This window comes from Mesorhizobium sp. M7A.F.Ca.US.007.01.2.1 (assembly GCF_003998165.1).
Lineage (GTDB): Bacteria > Pseudomonadota > Alphaproteobacteria > Rhizobiales > Rhizobiaceae > Mesorhizobium > Mesorhizobium ciceri.
Window position 1 is genome coordinate 17,459 of the sequence record NZ_RZQP01000062.1, and the last position, 11,877, is coordinate 29,335.

Annotated in this window: 15 protein-coding genes; 10 read left to right on the forward strand and 5 right to left on the reverse strand. The window is 64.7% G+C overall.

Features of this window, described 5'->3' with window-relative positions; genetic code table 11:
* Positions 1-10: 10 nt before the first annotated feature.
* The 3 genes from EN949_RS13995 to hemC form a co-directional block, all read right to left on the reverse strand.
* Positions 11-1,483, reverse strand: coding sequence for a COG4223 family protein (locus EN949_RS13995; protein ID WP_127371468.1), 1,473 nt, complete (start codon positions 1,481-1,483; stop codon positions 11-13).
* A gap of 109 nt (positions 1,484-1,592) precedes the next feature.
* Positions 1,593-2,309: a uroporphyrinogen-III synthase gene (locus EN949_RS14000; protein WP_127365958.1), complete on the reverse strand. Its 717-nt coding sequence runs from the start codon at positions 2,307-2,309 to the stop codon at positions 1,593-1,595.
* 1 nt (position 2,310) lies between these two features.
* The gene (gene hemC, locus EN949_RS14005; RefSeq protein WP_127365959.1) at positions 2,311-3,237 is read right to left on the reverse strand and encodes a hydroxymethylbilane synthase; all 927 of its coding nucleotides are present in this window, start codon (positions 3,235-3,237) and stop codon (positions 2,311-2,313) included.
* A gap of 101 nt (positions 3,238-3,338) precedes the next feature.
* On the opposite strand from hemC, the gene tsaD reads away from it, so the two are divergent.
* From tsaD to EN949_RS14035, 6 genes are read left to right on the forward strand one after another with little or no spacing between them, the layout of a single operon-like run.
* The gene (gene tsaD / locus EN949_RS14010) at positions 3,339-4,424 is read left to right on the forward strand and encodes a tRNA (adenosine(37)-N6)-threonylcarbamoyltransferase complex transferase subunit TsaD (RefSeq protein WP_198327618.1); all 1,086 of its coding nucleotides are present in this window, start codon (positions 3,339-3,341) and stop codon (positions 4,422-4,424) included.
* Positions 4,421-5,443: an NAD(P)H-dependent glycerol-3-phosphate dehydrogenase gene (locus tag EN949_RS14015; protein WP_127365960.1), complete on the forward strand. Its 1,023-nt coding sequence runs from the start codon at positions 4,421-4,423 to the stop codon at positions 5,441-5,443. The genes tsaD and EN949_RS14015 overlap by 4 nt, the downstream gene beginning before the upstream one ends.
* Before the next feature lie 31 nt (positions 5,444-5,474).
* Positions 5,475-5,771, forward strand: coding sequence for a YciI-like protein (locus tag EN949_RS14020; RefSeq protein WP_013528905.1), 297 nt, complete (start codon positions 5,475-5,477; stop codon positions 5,769-5,771).
* 38 nt (positions 5,772-5,809) lie between these two features.
* Positions 5,810-6,235: an EVE domain-containing protein gene (locus EN949_RS14025; RefSeq protein ID WP_063173341.1), complete on the forward strand. Its 426-nt coding sequence runs from the start codon at positions 5,810-5,812 to the stop codon at positions 6,233-6,235.
* Positions 6,190-6,888, forward strand: a complete 699-nt coding sequence (locus EN949_RS14030) for a methyltransferase (protein WP_206519223.1) — start codon at positions 6,190-6,192, stop codon at positions 6,886-6,888. The genes EN949_RS14025 and EN949_RS14030 overlap by 46 nt, the downstream gene beginning before the upstream one ends.
* Positions 6,889-6,940: 52 nt before the next feature.
* On the forward strand, positions 6,941-7,357 hold the full coding sequence (locus EN949_RS14035; protein ID WP_063173342.1) for a DUF1761 domain-containing protein: 417 nt from the start codon (positions 6,941-6,943) through the stop codon (positions 7,355-7,357).
* A gap of 146 nt (positions 7,358-7,503) precedes the next feature.
* Here EN949_RS14035 and gcvA read toward each other — a convergent pair whose 3' ends face one another.
* Positions 7,504-8,439, reverse strand: a complete 936-nt coding sequence (gene gcvA / locus EN949_RS14040) for a transcriptional regulator GcvA (protein WP_127365962.1) — start codon at positions 8,437-8,439, stop codon at positions 7,504-7,506.
* A 130-nt stretch (positions 8,440-8,569) separates the two neighbouring features.
* On the opposite strand from gcvA, the gene EN949_RS14045 reads away from it, so the two are divergent.
* Entirely contained in the window at positions 8,570-8,836 is a 267-nt protein-coding gene (locus tag EN949_RS14045; RefSeq protein ID WP_127365963.1) for a hypothetical protein, read from the forward strand.
* 72 nt (positions 8,837-8,908) lie between these two features.
* On the opposite strand, the gene EN949_RS14050 is transcribed toward EN949_RS14045, so the two are convergent.
* On the reverse strand, positions 8,909-9,445 hold the full coding sequence (locus tag EN949_RS14050; protein ID WP_181172690.1) for a L,D-transpeptidase: 537 nt from the start codon (positions 9,443-9,445) through the stop codon (positions 8,909-8,911).
* A gap of 144 nt (positions 9,446-9,589) precedes the next feature.
* Here EN949_RS14050 and EN949_RS14055 point away from each other — a divergent pair, with 144 nt between their 5' ends.
* From EN949_RS14055 to EN949_RS14065, 3 genes are all read left to right on the forward strand, one after another.
* Positions 9,590-10,273 (forward strand): response regulator transcription factor, encoded by a 684-nt coding sequence (locus EN949_RS14055; RefSeq protein ID WP_013528898.1) that lies wholly within the window; start codon positions 9,590-9,592, stop codon positions 10,271-10,273.
* Positions 10,274-10,394: 121 nt separating this feature from the next.
* A complete protein-coding gene (locus EN949_RS14060; RefSeq protein WP_063173345.1) occupies positions 10,395-10,850 on the forward strand; it encodes a Crp/Fnr family transcriptional regulator in 456 nt (151 codons plus the stop codon).
* Between the two features lie 215 nt (positions 10,851-11,065).
* The coding region (locus EN949_RS14065) for a hypothetical protein (protein ID WP_127371711.1) at positions 11,066-11,877 on the forward strand (812 nt) is incomplete at its 3' end.

Genomic DNA, 11,877 nt, shown 5'->3' on the forward strand with positions numbered 1-11,877 from the left:
TGTGTTGCCCTCATGCCTTCATCGCGCCCGAGATCAGCGCATCGACCTGGGTTTCGACCTCGATGCGCGCCTTCAGCTTGCCGGCAAAGTCGGCGCCCGCGGCCTTGGCGGCCTCGGGCAGCGTTTCATACTCGCTGAGTGCCTTGGCGTAGTCGCCCTGGTTGACCGCCGCCTCCATGCGCGCGACGGTTTCCGGTGCGCCGGCGCCTTCGACGGCGCCGATCGGCCTGACCTTGACCAGCGATTGCGCGCTCGACAGAAGGCTCTGAACGAAGCCGGCATTCTTATCGACAGGCGTCGCCGCCGTGACCATGGCATTGGCGGCGGCATCAGCCTGCGATGCGATCTCGGCGCGGGTCGGAACGCCCTTTTCGGCATAGGGGCGCAGTGCCGCAAGCTGCGGCGCATCAGGCGAAATCGCGGCGAGGGTTTCGAGTTCGGCCGAAAACGGCCCGCCACGCTCAAGCGCCGCCTTCAAGGCCGACGCCGCGATGGCAAGCGCGATCTTCGGCTGTCCGGCCGCCGCCTCGACCTTGCCGGACAGCTGCGACACAGACTGCTCCAGCGCTTTCAGCCGGCCATCCTGCGCGGTCGCCGCCTCGCCGGCCGACTTCACCTGCGCGTCGAGGCCTGCCAGTTTTTCGGTGAGCGGACCAAGATCGACCGGCGCCGCGCTGCCCGCCTTGCCGAGGGCGGCGACCGCCGTCTCGATCTGCGCGACCTTGTCGCCCAGTGCGGTGACGCCGGCCGCGTCGCCTGCTCCACCTTTCTCGACAGCCGATTTCAGCGCCGCGACATCGGCCTTGACCTGCTCCAGGCCCGAGGACAGCCCGACCATCTTCGCCGCTGCATCGCCATTGCCGCCGGCGTCCTTCAAGCCGGCGATTTCGGTCTTCAGCGAGGCGATGTCGCCATTGACGCCATCGAGCGAGACGCCGGCGCCGGAGCCCGGCGCGCCGAGCAGGCCGGCAAATTGCAGCCCGCCGGCGCCGACCAGCGCGATGACGCCGCCGATGATGCCGGCGGCGATGCCGTTGAGGCCGCCACGCTTTTCAGGGGCTGGCGCCATTTTCTCGTCCCGTGTCTCGGCTTTTGCCTTGTTGCCGTCGGTCTGCGCTGCCGACGCGTCGTCGAAACTGTAGTCGAAGGTTTTGGCGCGGTTGGGCGGCGCATCCGAACCGGGATAAGGCAGCTCTGGCTCGGCGGCTTTGGCTCCGCCATCCGCCGGCGCTTGCCCTTCCGCACCTGCGGCGCCATCGGCATGCTCCCACGGCTCGAGATCGGTCTGGTCGGCATGAACCGGCTCTTCGGGAACCTCGGGCTGCGAAGCGTTCGCTGCTTCCTCGGCCTTCGCCTCGTCTGTCTGCGCCTCCTGCGTGGCGGCGTCCTCGTCGGCGATGCGTGAGACGGCGCCCGGCTCGAGATCGATGGTCACCGGCTCGCGGCGGCTTTTCGAGTGTCGCATCTTCGGCGTCTTGACCATGCCTGGGCTCCGCACATTCGCTTCGTCTCAACGCCTGGCGGCGCATGATGGTTCAGAAAGGGTCTAGCACATCACCAAGCGGTGAAAAGGGGCGGTGTGATGACGCGGCTCAGCGCGGCGCCTGCAAAAGTGCCAGCAATGCCTCCTCGTCAGGTTGCGCGGCAATGCGGATCCTTTCGCTGGCGGCATCGTCGAAGGCTGCGGCGATCCGCGTGGAAAGCGCAAAAACCCATGTTTTTTCGAAGAGACCGCGCAGAGCGGGCCGTCTTGCCAACATCTGCATCGCCGCCGCCGCCTTGGATGAATAGAGCAATACCGCGTCGGCAGGTTGCCCCGACAGGCGTTCGAGGATGACTTCGTCCGGATAACCCACTGTCAGCGTGTCATAGGTCTCGACGGCGTGGACCCGAACGCCCGCCGTCCCGAGCCTCTGTTCGAACGCCGGAAACCGCACGCGCCCACACAGGTAGACAATCGTCTTTCCAGAAAAACCGGCAGCGAGAACGTCGGCCAGCGCCTCGGCATCGCCCGGGCCTTCACTGACCGACAAAAACCCCGCTTTGCGGGCAGCTTCCGCAGTCCGCCTACCGACGGCATGACAAGGCAAGGCGGCGAGCGTCGCGATGATTTCTTCCGGCGCATGGCGCATGGCATTGGCGCTTGTGACGGCCACCGCGACGGCATCGTCCGGGATCAGTCCGGCAGCGGCGGGCAACGCCTTTGTTCCGGTCAGGGGCAAAAGAACCGGCTGAAAACCTGCCTCCTCCAGCCGACGCGCAGTGCGCGAAGCACCCGGTTCCGGCCTGGTCACCAGGACGCGAAGCATTTCAGAGCCAGCCGTCGAAGAACTTTTCGCCGGCCCTGGCGCGCACGCTCCGGGCCGCTTCGCCGCCGATGCGGGCGGCGTCTTGCGCCGATCCCTGCAGTTCGACCGTGTGTGACTGTGTGCCGTCGGGCGAGATGATCAGCCCGGCAAAAGACAGTTTTCCGGCCTCGATCGCGGCATAGCCGGCGATCGGCGTGCGGCAGGAGCCATCGAGCGCCGCCAGGAAGGCACGCTCGCAGGCCAGCGCCTGGCCGGTCGGCACATCATGGACGGCTGCCAGCATCTTTTCGACATCGCGGTCGCCGAAACGGGTTTCGATGCCGATCGCGCCTTGCCCCGGCGCCGGCGGGAAGACATCGAGCGGTATCAGGTCGGTGACGACATGCTCGAGCCCAAGCCGCTTCAGCCCGGCATAGGCCAGGATCGTGCCGGCGGCGACGCCTTCCTCGAGCTTGCGCAGCCGCGTCTGCACATTGCCGCGGAACATCACCACGTCGAGATCCGGCCGCATCCGGCGGATCAGCGCTTGCCGCCGTAGCGACGACGAGCCGACTTTCGCCCCGCGCGGCAGTTCGGCAATCGTCTTCGCCGCTTTGCCGACAAAGGCGTCGCGTGCGTCCTCGCGCGGCAGGAAGGCCGACAGTTCGAGGCCGTCGGGCAGTTGCGTCGGCATGTCTTTCGACGAATGCACGGCGATGTCGATCCGGCCGGCCAGCAGCGCCTCCTCGATCTCCTTGGTGAACAGGCCCTTGCCGCCGGCTTCCGACAGCGGCCGGTCCTGGATGCGGTCGCCGCTGGTCGAGATGACGACCACCTCGAACGCCTCCGCCGGCATGCCATGCGCGGCCATCAGCCGCGCCTGCGTTTCATGCGCCTGCGCCAGCGCCAGCGGGCTGCCGCGTGTTCCGATTCTCAAGATTGTTTGCATGGCGCGCAGTCCGTGATAACCCCCCGGCAAGCGAGGCTTTTCCGGGGTTCTCCTAACGGGGAAAGCCCCATGATACAATCTTTAGGGACAGCGACGAATTGATCCGCGTGCTGGGCATAGAGACGAGTTGTGACGAGACCGCCGCCAGCGTGGTGGCCATCGACGGCGACGCCGCGCCAAAAATCCTGTCCAACATCGTGCTCAGCCAGATCGAGGAGCATGCCGCTTTCGGCGGCGTCGTGCCGGAAATCGCCGCGCGCGCCCATGTCGAGGCGCTGGACGGCATCATCGAGGCGGCGCTTGCCGATTCGGGCACGGCGCTAGCCGATATCGACGCGATTGCCGCCACCGCCGGCCCCGGCCTGGTCGGCGGGCTGATCGTCGGGCTGATGACCGCCAAGGCAATCGCCGCGGCGGCGAACAAGCCGCTGATCGCCATCAACCACCTCGAAGGCCATGCGCTGACCGCAAGGCTGACCGACGGGCTCGACTTTCCCTATCTCTTGCTGCTGGTCTCCGGCGGCCATACGCAAATCGTCGCCGTGCGGGGTGTCGGCGACTACCAGCGCTGGGCAACGACTATCGACGACGCGCTCGGCGAAGCCTTCGACAAGACGGCCAAGATGCTCGGCCTGCCCTATCCCGGCGGACCGAATGTCGAAAAGGCGGCACAGGCCGGCAACGCCTCGCGCTTTGCCTTTCCGCGTCCGATGAAGGGCTCGGCCCAGCCCGACTTCTCCTTCTCCGGCCTCAAGACCGCCGTGCGCCAGGCGGCGAGCGCCATTGCGCCGCTGAGCGACCAGGACGTCGCCGACATCTGCGCCTCGTTCCAGGGGGCCGTAGCCGATGCTCTGGCCGACCGTGTTTCTCGCGCGCTGACGCGCTTTCGCGAGACATTTCCCGGCACCAGGAACCCAGCCCTCGTCGTTGCCGGTGGTGTCGCCGCCAACCGCACGATCAAGACCATGCTGGAGCGGCTCTGCGCCGAGACCGGCTTCACCTTCATTGCGCCGCCACTGAAACTTTGCACCGACAATGCGGCGATGATCGCCTGGGCCGGCATCGAGCGGCTGCGCGAGGGCATGGCGCAAGAGAACGGCTTCGATTTCGTGCCGCGCTCGCGCTGGCCGCTGGACAGCATCTCGGCGCCGATGGTCGGCTCCGGCCGGCGCGGAGCCAAGGCATGAACGAGGTGGCAATGAGCGGCAACGTCACCGCGCCAAGCGGCTGGCGCGTTGCCGTGCTCGGCGGCGGCGCCTGGGGCACTGCCTTGGCCTTGGCCATGCTGCGCGCCGGCCATTTCGTCCGCCTTTACGCGCGCGATCCGGAGACCGTCGCCGCGATCGACCGCGGCGAAAATCCACGCTACCTGCCGGGCATTACGCTCCAGCCCGGCATCGTGGCGACGAGCAACATCCAGGCCACGCTCGACGGTGCCGATTGCGTGCTGGCGGTGACGCCGGCGCAGTCGCTGCGGGCGACGCTGGCGGCCGCGAAGGACCATATGCCGGCCGGTATCCCGCTGGTTCTGTGCGCCAAGGGCATCGAAAGCGAGACTGGCGCGTTGCTATCGGCGATTGTCGAAGAAATCCTGCCGCTCAATCCGGTTGCCGTTTTGTCGGGCCCGAGCTTCGCCAACGACGTCGCCCGCGGCCTGCCGACGGCCGTTGTGGTCGCCGCCCGCGACGAGGTGTTGGCCGCCGATCTCGCCGCCCGCTTTTCCGCCGAAAACCTGCGCTGCTATTCGAACGACGACCTGATCGGCGTCGAGATCGGCGGCGCCTTGAAGAACGTCTTTGCCATTGCCGCAGGTGCCGTCACCGGGGCGGGTCTCGGCGCCAGCGCCCAGGCCGCCATGGTGACGCGCGGCTTTGTCGAATTGCGCCGCATCGGCGCTGCCTTCGGCGCCAGGCCCGAAACGCTGATGGGGCTTTCCGGCCTTGGCGACCTGCTGCTGACCTGCTCGTCCACCCAGTCGCGCAATTTCGCCTATGGGTTGGCGCTCGGGCAAGGCAAGCCACTTGCCGGATTGCCGCTGGCAGAAGGCGTGCCGACGGCGGCGATCGCAGCCCGCATTGCGACCGAGCGCAACATCGACGCGCCGATCATTGCCGCCGTCGCCGCCATACTGGATGGCACCATCACCGTCCGGCAGGCCGTGACGGCGTTGATGACCCGGCCGCTGAAGACCGAAACCAACGATTGATCCCCACGACTTTGAACGATCAGGAGAAAAAATGCTGTTTGCTGTGATTTGCAAGGACAAGCCCGGAAGCCTGCAGGTGCGCCTCGACACGCGGCCCGAGCATGTTGCCTTTCTCGAGGGGTTGAACGGCGACAAGAAGCTGGCATTCGCCGGTCCGTTCCTTGACACTGAAGGCAAGTCCAATGGCAGCCTCGTGGTCGTCGAAGCGCCCGACCTGGCTGGCGCCCAGGCTCTGTCGGCCGCCGACCCCTACGCCAAGGCCGGGCTGTTCGAAAGCGTCGAAATCCGCCCGTGGAACTGGACGTTCAACAAGCCGGCGGCTAGTTAAATCCCGGTCGCCAGCGCGACTCCAAGGAGGAGAAAGACATGAACTACTGGCTGTTCAAATCCGAGCCATTCAAGTTCTCCTTCGAGATGCTGAAGGCCAAGGGCAAGGCCGGCACGCAATGGGACGGCGTGCGCAACTACGCGGCGCGCAACAACATGAAGGCGATGCAGATCGGCGATCTCGGCTTCTTCTACCACTCCAACGAGGGGCTGAACATCGTCGGCATCGCTGAAGTCTGCGCGCTTGCCCATCCCGACACCACGTCCGACGATCCGCGCTGGGAATGCGTCGACATCCGCGCCGTAAGGGACGTACCGAACCCGCCGACGCTGGAACAGGTGAAGGCCAATCCCAGGCTTGCCGACATGGCGCTGGTGCGGCTCGGACGGCTTTCCGTGCAGCCGGTGACGCCGGCCGAATGGAAGGAAGTCTGCCGCATGGGCGGCTTGACGCCGGCTCCGTGACGGCGCTCACGCCCAACAGTGCCAAACAGTTCATTCTCGACAACACGGCGCTGATGGCGCCGCCGCACGTGCCGGAGATCCTGCTTCATCTTGCCGACGAAGCGCATGACCTGTGGCAGCGGACCGAGGAAGAGCTGGTCGAAATCGGCCTGCCGCCGCCCTTCTGGGCTTTCGCCTGGGCCGGCGGCCAGGGCCTTGCCCGCTATGTCCTGGACAATTCCGGCACGGTGCGTGGCAAGCACGTGCTCGACTTTGCTTCCGGCTCCGGCCTTGTCGCCATCGCCGCTGCCAAGGCCGGTGCCGCCAAGGTGATCGCCTCCGACATCGATCCGTTCTGCGCCACCGCGATCCGGCTCAACAGCGAGATCAACGGTATCGGGACCAAATTCCTCGGCACGGATTGCATCGGCACCGATGCAGGTTGGGACGTGGTCCTGGCCGGTGATGTTTTCTATGACAAATCTTTCGCTGACCGGCTGGTGCCATGGTTCGCAACGCTGAAGGCGCGCGGCGCCGAAATCCTTGTCGGCGATCCCGGCCGGTCGTATCTGCCGAAGACAGGGCTGGAGCCGCTTGCGGTCTATGAAGTGGCCGTCACGCGGGCGCTGGAGGATGCGCTGGTCAAGCGCACGACCGTCTGGCGGTTCGCTTGACGCGATCGCCGAACAGGCGTTCCATAACATCCAGATCAGAGGGGGGGAGCTCATGGATTTTTCAGCAGTGAACTGGCTGGCGGTGGTCGCTGCCGCGATCGTGGCGTGGCTGTTCGGCGCCGCCTGGTACATGAGCCTGAGCAAGCCGTGGCTGAAGGCCGCCAAGCTCGATCCGGCCACGATGAAGAAGTCGCCGCTGCCCTTCGTCGTCAGCTTCATCGCCGAACTGGTCATGGCCACCATAATGGCCCTGGTCGTCGGCGCGATGACCGGCGGCGAGCCGACATGGCTCGCCGGACTTGTCTTCGGCTTCGTGCTCTGGCTGGGTTTCGTCGCCACGACGCTCTCGGTCAACCATCGCTACGAGAATTTCGGCTGGGACCTGACCCTCATCGACGGCGGCCACTGGCTCGGCGTGCTGCTGATCATCGGCGCCGTGATCGGCTGGTTCGGCGCGGTGGCAAGCTGAGTCAAGAAGGGAGTAGGGCAGTAAGGCAGTAGGGGAATAGGGGGCAGACGGCACCGACGCCTATCCCTACTGCCCTACTGCCCTACTGCCCTACTGCCCTACTGCCCTACTGCCCTACTGCCCTACTGCCCTACTGCCCTACTGCCCTACTGCCCTTTATCCGTGGTCCGCGTCTTGGCGACTTCCTCTAGCATCCATTCGCGAAAGGCGACGATGCGTGGATCGTCGGCGGTATTTTCGGGATAGACCAGGAAATAGGCGAACTCGGGCGCCACCCGCAGGCCGAGTTCGAAAGGCTGCACCAGCCTGCCCTGGGAAAGGTCGTTCGCCACCATGGCGAAATCGGCGAGCGCAACGGCATTGCCGTCGAGCGCAGCCTGGACGGCATCCGTGGAATTTCCGAACACGACTGTCCGGCTGTCGTCGAAATCATTGATGCCGGCCGCCGCCATCCACATCCGCCAGTTCGGCCACGTCACGCCTTGCCGCGACCATTCGATATGCGCAAGCGTGTGATTGAACAGGTCGCGCGGCTCGCGCAGCGGCGGACCGGACGTCAAGAGGCTCGGGCTGCACACCGGAATGAGGATGTTGTCGAACAGCCGGTGGGTGCGAAGGCCCGGATATTTGCCGGCGCCAAAACGGATGCCGACATCGATGTCGTCAAGTTCGAAATCCCGCACTTCATAGGCGATGTCGAATCGCAATTCGATATCGGTGTGACGCTTGCGAAAATCGTCGACGCGTCGCATCAGCCATTTTGACGCGAACTGCGCGTCGAGCGTTACCTTCAAGAGAGCGGTGCCGCGCGTCAGCTTTTGCGCCCGCGAAACAGCCCGGCCAAGCAGGTCGAGCGCGTCCGCCGAGGCGTCGAACAGCACCGTTCCCGCCTCGGTGAGCCGGATGGTGCGGCTGGTGCGCGTGAACAGCACCAGCCCGAGCTGATCCTCGATTTCCTTGATCTGATGGCTGACGGCGGCCGGTGTCAGCCCAAGCTCGTCGGCGGCACGGGTGAAATTGAGGTGCCGGGCCGCCGCCTCCAGCGTCCTCAAGGCACGAGTCCCAGGCAGAAGACGAGCCATCCTATCCTCAAAGAAAACTTGATGATCGAGAGAAAACTACTCGTTTCCTACAGAGATTTCAATCTGGCATGATCTGTCCATCGAAACATCATCAAGCCGGATTTGATATTCGGGGAGAACGGAGCACACCATGTCCATCATCGTTTTGAATTCGTCCGCACATCGTCCGAACTGGCTGGCCGAAACCCTCGACTGGTTGCGTCACGCCCGGGTCGCGATACGCCTCCCCCGCCGCGATACTGCCTACCAGAACGTCGAGGATCTCTCCGACCGCCAACTGCGCGATATCGGCGGCGTGCGCCGTGATGTCGCTCGCGCAATGGACAAGGAGCTTGGCCGGCTGGGCCTGCTCGACATCGGTTGGCAGAGACCTGGCCGTAGGGGAATAGGGGAATAGGGGAATAGGAAAAACTAAGGCCGCGCCGAGCTTGTCCCTACTCCCCTACTCCCCTACTCCCCTACTCCCCTACTATCTTACCACCCTCACCACCGTCCGGTCCGACAGCAGCGGCAGCAGCCGCGCCATGGTTTGCGCCGTGACAGCCACACAGCCTTGCGTCGGCGTGAAGCCGGGGCGCGCCAGATGGAAGAAGATGGCGCTGCCGCGTCCGCGCCGGCGCGGCGACAGGTTCCAGTCGAGCACCAGGCAGGCGTCGTAGAGCCTGTCGTCGCGCCGCATGCGTTCGTGGCTGGCGCCATAGGGAATCCTGACCGGCCTGTTGTAGTTGCGGTCGTCAGGCACTTCGCACCAGCCCAGATCGGGCCCGATCGGCGTCATCGCCAGCCGGGTCCTGCGGCCGCTGGAGAACTGATCCCCCCGGAAATACCCCGACAGGATCCGCATCGCGGCCAGCGGCGTGGCGCCATCGCCTTCGCGCTTGTCGGCCGAGATGCCACCGCGCCCCAGCGCACAGGCAAACACCGTTTTCCCGGCCTGCAGCAGGCCCTGGCTTGGATGCCCAGGCCTCGCCCGCACGGTCAGCACACGCAGCCCTTTTCGCAAAATTGCGCCGGCTGCATTGCGATCGTGTTTTTTCTTGTATGATCGTGCCACGGAACAAATCACTGTGAACGGCTGTTACGCCGGTCAGCTTCCGCATAAACAGGCAGCGGTCAACTGAATTTTCTTTTCAAAACAACGGATTGATCCATGACTTCACGCACCATACTGATCGTCGACGACGATGATGACCTGCGCGGCACGCTGGTCGAGCAATTATCCCTTTACGAGGAATTCGACGTGCTGCAGGAATCGACTGCGGCAAAAGGTGTCGCCGCAGCGCGCGGCGGCCTCATCGATCTGCTCATCATGGATGTCGGGCTGCCCGACATGGATGGCCGCGAAGCGGTGAAGATCCTGCGCAAGGGCGGCTACAAGGCGCCCATCATCATGCTGACCGGTCACGACACCGATTCGGATACGATTCTTGGTCTCGAGGCCGGCGCCAACGACTATGTGACGAAGCCGTTCCGCTTCGCCGTGCTGCTGGCGCGCATTCGGGCGCAGTTGCGCCAGCATGAGCAGAGCGAGGATGCCACCTTCTCGGTCGGGCCCTATACTTTCAAGCCCAGCCAGAAACTGCTGCTCGACCCGCGCGGCGGCAAGGTGCGGCTGACGGAGAAGGAGGCCTCGATCATCAAATATCTCTATCGCGCCGACCAGAAGGTGGTGACGCGCGACGTGCTGCTCGAGGAGGTGTGGGGCTACAATTCCGGCGTCACCACGCACACGCTGGAAACCCATGTCTACCGGCTGCGCCAGAAGATCGAGCGCGATCCTTCCAATGCGGAAATTCTTGTGACAGAAAGCGGCGGCTACAAGCTGGTTCCTTAAACATTTTCATTATCCAATGAGCGGCCGGGCGGGGCCGCTTTCGGGTACGATCCAGTTGGAGGGTGGTTTGGATCGAACTCGCAGAGGAGGAGTCGGACTGTCGGTTCGGGGACATAGCTAGATGGCGCTGGATGACGACATCCGCGTTCTGTCCGCCGTGAGGCTCTTCGAGGGCTTCACGCAGGAACAACTGCGCCTGCTCGCCTTTGGCGCCGAGAACACCAGGCTGATTGCCAACCACAAGCTTTATCGCGAGGACGACGAGGCCGATTCCGCCTATATCGTTGTCAGCGGGCGCATCGTGCTCTACCGGGAGCAGAATGGCGAACGCATCCCGATAGGCACGGCAGGCCCCGGCACGATCCTGAGCGAACTGGCATTGATCGCCGACACCAACCGGCTGACCAGCGCGTCGGCCGAGATCGATTCGGAAGTGATGCGGCTCAGCCGCAAGATGTTCCACCGCATCCTGGAGGAATACCCCGAGGTCGCGGTCAAGCTGCACCAGCGCATCTCCGAGGAATTTCAGGCGATGATCCGCCGCATCGAGGAACTGGCGCCGCGCTTCTCCGGCTAAATCTAGCGTACCCACGAAGCTGCTGGCTTCGCAGCCGAAGGGAGAAGTGTTTTCAACGACAGCGATGAACTGGTCGTGGCGCACTGCGCGCCATCCGGACGCCCGGATCCAGCGGCAAGGCTCCGTTGACAGGCAAGAGGTGAAATCCTAAAGCACCTCGAAGGCGGCCGGCGCAGCAGGCGCCATCACCACCAGGCTCCTGGGGGGAGCGAGCCATGCCATCAGGGCGGTACGAGACCATTATCTTGTATTCCCGCAATGACGCGTTCGGCGACGGACTGATCCGGATTCCGGCATTGCGCGCCGCCAGAACGGCATTCCCCGACAGTTTCATCGTCTACGGAACCACCCGGTCGTCGTCCCTTGAACATAGCCTCAATCGCCATGCCGGCCATTTGGTCGATGCGATCAATGTGCGGACGCCCCTGGCGCGCCTGATCGCCGGTCACAGCAAGGGCAAGGGGCGATTGGCCGTCGTCGATTTCCGCATCTCGGCGCGTTGGCTGCTTCAAGCCTCGGCATCACTGCTCGGCCGCGGCATTGCCTATGAGGCAAACTTTCCGGCTTTCGCCCTTTCCTGGCGCCTGGGTCACAGGCCTGAAGCACGACCCGGGCACAATGCCTGGCGCTACCATCGCCTCATCGAACGCCTTGCCGGCAAGCGGCTGCCTTTCGATCATCGGCTGGAGCCTAGCCCGGCCGCACGAGCGGCGGCCAGGAGCCTTGCGGACGGCAAGCATGCTCCCTTGATCATTATCGCGGCGCATGGCAGCGCCAGCAAGCGCATGTCGGCGGATCAGGTTGCCGCAATCGCCGACAGCCTGATCGCCGACGGGGCGAACCTTCTCTATGTGAGAACCCCCGGCGACGGTCCCGATATGGCTGAGCTGGCTCAGCGCGTGCCGAAGCTGCGGCTTGTCGATTCCGCCGCGATCGGAGGTGTCGATATCGGTGACATCTTGCTGGCGCTCGGCGAGTTTGCCGATCTTTACATCGGCGCCGAAGGCGGTACCGCACATCTCATGGC

Excerpts from the sequence above, each read along its gene's own strand:
- EN949_RS13995 (WP_127371468.1), bottom strand. The coding sequence starts at position 1,483 with ATGGTCAAGACGCCGAAGATGCGACACTCGAAAAGCCGCCGCGAGCCG.
- EN949_RS14000 (WP_127365958.1), bottom strand. The coding sequence starts at position 2,309 with ATGCTTCGCGTCCTGGTGACCAGGCCGGAACCGGGTGCTTCGCGCACT.
- hemC (WP_127365959.1), bottom strand. The coding sequence starts at position 3,237 with ATGCAAACAATCTTGAGAATCGGAACACGCGGCAGCCCGCTGGCGCTG.
- EN949_RS14015 (WP_127365960.1), top strand. The coding sequence starts at position 4,421 with ATGAACGAGGTGGCAATGAGCGGCAACGTCACCGCGCCAAGCGGCTGG.
- EN949_RS14020 (WP_013528905.1), top strand. The coding sequence starts at position 5,475 with ATGCTGTTTGCTGTGATTTGCAAGGACAAGCCCGGAAGCCTGCAGGTG.
- EN949_RS14025 (WP_063173341.1), top strand. The coding sequence starts at position 5,810 with ATGAACTACTGGCTGTTCAAATCCGAGCCATTCAAGTTCTCCTTCGAG.
- EN949_RS14030 (WP_206519223.1), top strand. The coding sequence starts at position 6,190 with ATGGAAGGAAGTCTGCCGCATGGGCGGCTTGACGCCGGCTCCGTGACG.
- EN949_RS14035 (WP_063173342.1), top strand. The coding sequence starts at position 6,941 with ATGGATTTTTCAGCAGTGAACTGGCTGGCGGTGGTCGCTGCCGCGATC.
- gcvA (WP_127365962.1), bottom strand. The coding sequence starts at position 8,439 with ATGGCTCGTCTTCTGCCTGGGACTCGTGCCTTGAGGACGCTGGAGGCG.
- EN949_RS14045 (WP_127365963.1), top strand. The coding sequence starts at position 8,570 with ATGTCCATCATCGTTTTGAATTCGTCCGCACATCGTCCGAACTGGCTG.
- EN949_RS14055 (WP_013528898.1), top strand. The coding sequence starts at position 9,590 with ATGACTTCACGCACCATACTGATCGTCGACGACGATGATGACCTGCGC.
- EN949_RS14060 (WP_063173345.1), top strand. The coding sequence starts at position 10,395 with ATGGCGCTGGATGACGACATCCGCGTTCTGTCCGCCGTGAGGCTCTTC.